Origin of the sequence: Dyadobacter sp. (assembly GCF_051859145.1) — a bacterium.
Classification (GTDB): domain Bacteria; phylum Bacteroidota; class Bacteroidia; order Cytophagales; family Spirosomataceae; genus Dyadobacter.
Genome location: NZ_JBHYGF010000265.1, coordinates 1 through 5,968, shown reverse-complemented (window position 1 = coordinate 5,968; position 5,968 = coordinate 1). Strand labels below are relative to the sequence as shown.

Below are 5,968 nucleotides of genomic sequence, written 5' to 3'. Positions count from 1 at the left end.
CGAGGGAATGGTAGGCGATGTAAAAAAAGCGCTTCTTATTCTGCCAAATCGCTTCCGGACAGCGCTCAATTGCATTTCCGAGTGTATTAATAGCAGCTCCAAATTGTTGCCAGAGGCTTTCCTTGATGGTTTCTATCATGTTATGAATATCTAGTCAATTTAATTTATAAGGCTGATTTGCAATGCTCTCAGTAGCATTTGCCCGTTTTTCACTTTTCAATCAAGTTCTAAAATCATCGTCACCGCTATACTGACTGCATTCATCCTTTCATTTATCACATTAACTGCTGACTCAATCCGCATTGTTACAATGTCGCCGATCAGACTCGATTGAAATGCAATATCACAGTAGTTTTTTGTACAAGCAAGCAGAGAGTTAATGTGGATCAATCCGGAAAGTCCAGGAGAACAGGCCTATCGTACGAAGTGCGACCTGGCCAGACCCGGGTTGAATGGAAGTTCGCATTATCTAGTAGTTGAGAATACTAACTAGGAGAATAAGAGCAAAAACGCCGTGTGGAAATTTCCCTGCGGGAGCGGTAAGGAGGGTTTGTGTTGCTTCTGATATTGCTCAATGCGTGATAACCAGGAGGCTCCTCCGGGAGCCTGGCACGTCGGGGGTAAATCTCTTTTCTAGAAACAGGAGGCTCCTCCAGGAGCCTGGCACGCTGGGGGTAAATCTCTTTTCTAGAAACAGGGGGCTCCTCTTGAGCCTGTTTCGATGAACAAACGCAGCCCCGGCGGGGCTACCTGTTTCTAGAAACAAATCGCTACAAACGAAAAAGGGCTCCTGCGGAGCCTCCTAACTGGTTAACCCTCTACCCTCTTATAACACAACTGTACCAGCCCGGTATCAAAACGCTTCACATCAACCAATTCCAAATCTCCGCCAGGCCGCCCGTCTTTGAAAAGCCGGATACCATCGCCGACGAAAGTAGGTATTATGGAAATTACAAATTCATCCATCAGGCTGCGCGTTAAAAGCTGGTGCACCACTTCTGCGCCGCCATCGCAGAAAATTGTTTGGCCTTCTTTCGATTTCAATGAAGCCACCAGCTCACCAATGTCGCCGGTATAAAAATGCGTATTCCCGATACTTTCCTGCGGTGTTCGCGTGATAATGTAACACTCCTTATCGCTGTGGCTGAACTCCGGCACGTGCTGCATAACCCAAACATAAGTCCGCCGCCCAACGATCACCGTATCGACCTCCGCAATGAAATTCGCATAGCCATAATCCTCCCCCTCCTTTTCCACTTTCGCCAAAAACCCCAGATCATCACCCGGCGCAGCAATGTACCCATCGACACTGCAAGCAATATAAAGAACCAGTTTACGCATTATTTAAGTAGCTAATAGATGTTGTAAATAGTAGTAAAGGAACGCGAGTGCCATTTAACTTGTCCCCGGGCCGCCGGGCGGTCGAAGGGAAGTAGCGTGGTCGCCTGCCCTTCGACTGCGCTCAGGGTGACAACGCACATCCATTCACTCATTCACTCATTCGGTCATTCAATCATTCAGTCATTCAATCATTGCCCTTCAACTCCTGAAAGAAAAACAGCAAATCACGAAACGACCAGAATACATTTGGCGCGTCGGCGCTGTAACCTAGTTCCCTCTGCGCGAGCACATAACCGCCGTACATTGCCCAAAGGTGGTCGCACCAAACATCAGGCGTGCTGGCGCTGAGCAATTCTTCCACTTGCTGTCCGTAAGCGAGGCATTTCGAATCGGCCAACGATGCGTCGGCGGACTCGTGGGATTGTTTGTTGAACATAAAACGCGTTTTTGGGATGGATAAAAAATTAAAATGCCCTGTCTTAGGTGTCCCGCGCTCGCGTAAGCGCCTTGGGGCTTTCGCCTGATCCACACCATAACAGGGCAATACTTCTGAGATTTTTCATTTTACGCGCATTTTTTGGGAACGCGCATATTCGGGAGAAAAATGGTGGGATGCAAGTTGGGGGAAGGGGAATTTTTTAACGGTAAATGACCTATGACCCACATTTAGTTAAAATCGATCTATTGATGTTTGGGCTGCAAATTTTGGATAACTTCAACAATTTTATTGGGAGAATCTTCATTATCTGGCCGTAAATAACCTGTGGTCTGTGATGAATAGATTGTTTTGGTAGCTTCTAAAAGCACTGAGTTCTTAGTGGCTTGATCCGCGGATGGGGCTTCAACAAATGCTTGAAAACTTGCCAAAGCGTTGCTGCGGTGTTTATTAACTATTTGATTGTGTTTACTTGATTTAAAATTTTTATTGCAGATTGCTAGCCCATAAAACAACGCTGCTAATGTCAGTGCCTTGGTTATATTGAATTGGACAAGCTGATTCAAGGTCAACTTGGTAAATTCATCTTCTGCAATAAGTGTTGAGTACACAATTGATGATAACACTATGCCACCAAAACATATGAAAACTCCGAACAACCACCATTTCGAAGCCCGGCCAAAATTTGATGCTTCGTTTGAAAACATTTCAGAATATCCGTCAATTGTAAGCTTTGATGGTAACATCTCAATATGACTCACTAATGTCTGAGCTTGTTCCTTTAATTTATCAATTGATGCGATATCATCTTTGATTTGTTGCTTAACATTAACAATTTGGCTTTGTGACGTACGATTAAAATTAAAATCATCCACTGAAATAAAGGTGATTAAAGTTTGAATAAGTTTATCTATACTATTATTCAACCAATCCCTTGCACCATTTATTTCCCACTCCTGAAAAGCGGCAACTATTCTTTTATTATCTTCTATTGAATTTGTAGAATATCGTTCTGGAAAGTTCTCATTTACCTTTGATAAGTAAATAAATAAGAATTTCAACTGCAATCTGAGATCATCTTCGTAAACATTCCCTTCTGCTAGTTTTGGGTTGCTGTTTTTTTCTTCCAGTAAATCACTCAGTTTAAAAACTAGATTTTTCAAATAGATGACCTTTTTCTGCTTTGATAAGCTTTTAGGAAAGGCGAAAATAGCAAAGGCTTGCAGATCTCTATCATTGAAGATTGATAGGGTGGTAAGCTCGACAGTCATAGCATATAAGGAGTTATGTTCCAGAGCCTCAATTTTGTTATCTTCCATTATAAAATAAATTAGTTAAACATTATCGACAAAATTTATAGATATTTTGTTGAGACCTTCTTTATATCGTGTTTAAATCTCGACATCACATATTTCCGAATAACCTGCTTACGGGCATTGAGCACAAAGGAATTGTTAAATATAAATTCATAGTGCGCGTGATTCAGTCTATATTCGACCTATGAAGCTCTTCGAAAAATACGTCAAACTTCGCCGAAAAGCCTACGTCACCTCCATGATCATTGAATCAGTAAGTGGCAGCATGGCGTTGGAAAATCAACAGGTGCCCGAGGCGCAAGTGAGAACACTAGTTACCAAGTTAATCGAAGAAGCAAAATTAAGAGGACGTAGATTTGACAATTAATTGGATTCTTATTTCTTGTTTATTAATTCATCGAAAGCACATTCCCTAACCTTCTCCACTACCTCCCGATACCGATTCGGCATTTTATTCCGTCGCGAGCCAAGTAAAGTTCTGGGATGCTTGGTTTGAAAAGTGCGGGGCGGCAGCGAACCGTCGACGGTGGAAAGTTGATACAAATACCCGTCGGGCAAAATAGTTTCGCGCACGGGATTGAATACCTTATCAATGCGCCCGTCGTATTTGGAGCCGGTGAGGAATACTACAACATCAGGTTTCAAAATGGCAATTTCAGCTTTTAGTAACTCAAAACCTTCTTCATTACGATCTTGTAGATCTTGCGACGGCGTGGTACTATTGCAATCGAACTTCGAAATATTAGTCCAGAGAAAACCATTCGTTTTGTTTGTCACCTCGCTGTTCTGCCAGTTCCCCTGATAAAAAACACTGCGGTTAAAATTCCAAAACGGACTGCGCAAGTAGCGCAAGGGTTTTCCATCGCCATAATCCGCCGGTTTGCCAAGATTAAACTCGCGGTATTTGATCAGCAAGTCTTCTGGCTTTGGTTTCAAATTCATCTGCCCCCAACTGTGCGTTTCCTGCCCTACGAACAAAATCTTATTTTCCATCGCGCAGTATTCGTCAAAAACATGCATCAGCAGCGGCGCGGAGACATTATCTTCCCAGGTTTGGGCGTAAATGGATTTGGTGTAATTGTGGTAAAGTTCTAGTAGTTGGGCATTGAGGGCTTGTGCGGTCATAGTTGAGGGTTGTTGAGTTTTCTATTTAGGAACAAAAATGGTGGTATTGAAACCGAATAATAATTCATAAGTGCCAGATGTGATAAAAAGAGCAGGACTTGCTTCTACTTTGCTTTCGCAGACTCGAATGTCGATTGTGGAATGAGGGAGTAAAGAGGGAGTATATGAGGGGGTAAATGAGGGAATAGCGGGTACTTCGGTAGAGATGAGGGTTTGACATCTTTTAATTCAAACGACTCATTTTTTAATATATATGACGATAAAACATTTACCCGCCGCCCTCTTACTTCTAGCCCTGACCGCCAGCTGCAACCGCAACGCCGAAACCACCGAACAACCCAAAGCCCCTACCCTCGCCGGCACCTGGCAACTGCATTCCAGCCAGATCATTGAAAAGGGCGATACGGTCAATACTTTTCCCGTCAAAGATCAGGAAATGATTAAAAGTTTCACGGACACGCATTTCACTTTCATGAAGCACGACACACGCCAGGGAAAAGGCGACACTGCTGTTTTTGACGCCGGTGCAGGGACGTATACTTTAAAAGGTGACGATTACACCGAGAAGCTCCAATATTGCAGCGCCCGTGAATGGGAAAACCACGATTTCCACTTCAAACTCCGCATTAATGGCGACACCATCGTGCAGACTGGCGTAGAAAAGATTGATAGTTTGGGGGTTGACAGGGAGATTCGGGAGGTGTATGTGAGGAAGTGATTACTGTTTGGAGGGTGGTAAATCAGGAAGATAGGTTGATATCCAATCTGGAAGATTCTGTGATTGGAAAAGGAGCTGATTGTCGGAAATGTGAACCAGGAAATTCGGTTGTACCGGAAAAGAGTTATCAACAATCAAAAGTTCGTCTAGCAGGAGCAGATGTTTGTTAAGCTGGCGCAAATTCCCATAGAAGTTTTTCTCAACCTATTGGGATGTAACAAAGTGCCCGCCAGTTTTTACCCTTTCCGAAACGCGCTTCTGAGATAAGGAGAGGCTGTCAACCATTAGAAAAATCATTATCACACGATATTTGTTCGCGCGAAAATTTAAAATGGTCTCCCATGGTGCTTCGGAGCTAAAATGGCCCTCATATGCAAAATCTTCATTTTCGTTTATCGCCCTGTCAACTAACTTTTCAAATTCCGAAACAGTATCTTGAAACGCTTGCTCACGGGCATATTTCGGCGATTTGATGTGTGATGGAAATAGTTCATTCAATCTGTTTACAAAGAATTTATCGCCGTCAAAGACAGTCAGATAGGAAAGTTCAGAAGGCAGCAGTATTTTAGACAGAGTAGACTTGCCTGCACCATTGGCTCCGGTAATTACAAACAGCGAAGGCATTAATACAATCGGTATTTTTCCCGAAATGTTTTAATTTCTTCATCAGATAATGCTCTGACTAGATGATAGTCTTTGAAATCGCCCGAAAACTCCACCACATCCACCCGTCCATTCTTATATTCCATGTAAGCCTGATTGGAAGGAAGGCTGGCAGAATCGGAAATCATAAAAGGAAATCCTGCCTGGTGCTTTTCCTCTCGAAGCTTCACAAGTGCATTTACTACCCGTTCTTGTATATTATATCTAATGTGCATGTTTGATCTGTTGTTATTCAAATTTAACGAATTTTAAACAAAAAACCCGCTGCACACACAGCGGGCTATAAATCCTTTGTCTTGTCCTGAAAAAAGTGGACACGTTTGTGAAATGTTTACTTCTTCATCTAAGCTGCCTTCATTCGGTGTACTT

The 5,968-nt window shown here is 42.9% G+C and carries 7 protein-coding genes; 1 reads left to right on the top strand and 6 read right to left on the bottom strand.

Annotation, left to right across the window (positions count from 1 at the left end; translation table 11 throughout):
• Positions 1–810: 810 nt before the first annotated feature.
• The 4 genes from ACTIE6_RS15515 to ACTIE6_RS15500 form a co-directional block, all read right to left on the bottom strand.
• Positions 811–1,341: a dihydrofolate reductase family protein gene (locus ACTIE6_RS15515; protein ID WP_439557503.1), complete on the bottom strand. Its 531-nt coding sequence runs from the start codon at positions 1,339–1,341 to the stop codon at positions 811–813.
• Between the two features lie 184 nt (positions 1,342–1,525).
• Positions 1,526–1,777: a hypothetical protein gene (locus ACTIE6_RS15510; RefSeq protein WP_439557502.1), complete on the bottom strand. Its 252-nt coding sequence runs from the start codon at positions 1,775–1,777 to the stop codon at positions 1,526–1,528.
• A gap of 245 nt (positions 1,778–2,022) precedes the next feature.
• Positions 2,023–3,096: a hypothetical protein gene (locus tag ACTIE6_RS15505; protein WP_439557501.1), complete on the bottom strand. Its 1,074-nt coding sequence runs from the start codon at positions 3,094–3,096 to the stop codon at positions 2,023–2,025.
• 372 nt (positions 3,097–3,468) lie between these two features.
• Entirely contained in the window at positions 3,469–4,218 is a 750-nt protein-coding gene (locus ACTIE6_RS15500; protein WP_439557500.1) for a hypothetical protein, read from the bottom strand.
• Between the two features lie 253 nt (positions 4,219–4,471).
• Between ACTIE6_RS15500 and ACTIE6_RS15495 the strand changes: the two genes are divergently transcribed.
• The gene (locus tag ACTIE6_RS15495) at positions 4,472–4,936 is read left to right on the top strand and encodes a lipocalin family protein (protein WP_439557499.1); all 465 of its coding nucleotides are present in this window, start codon (positions 4,472–4,474) and stop codon (positions 4,934–4,936) included.
• A 204-nt stretch (positions 4,937–5,140) separates the two neighbouring features.
• On the opposite strand, the gene ACTIE6_RS15490 is transcribed toward ACTIE6_RS15495, so the two are convergent.
• Entirely contained in the window at positions 5,141–5,560 is a 420-nt protein-coding gene (locus ACTIE6_RS15490; protein WP_439557498.1) for a zeta toxin family protein, read from the bottom strand.
• Positions 5,560–5,814, bottom strand: coding sequence for a hypothetical protein (locus ACTIE6_RS15485; protein WP_439557497.1), 255 nt, complete (start codon positions 5,812–5,814; stop codon positions 5,560–5,562). Before ACTIE6_RS15485 ends, ACTIE6_RS15490 begins: the two co-directional genes overlap by 1 nt.
• Positions 5,815–5,968 lie beyond the last annotated feature (154 nt).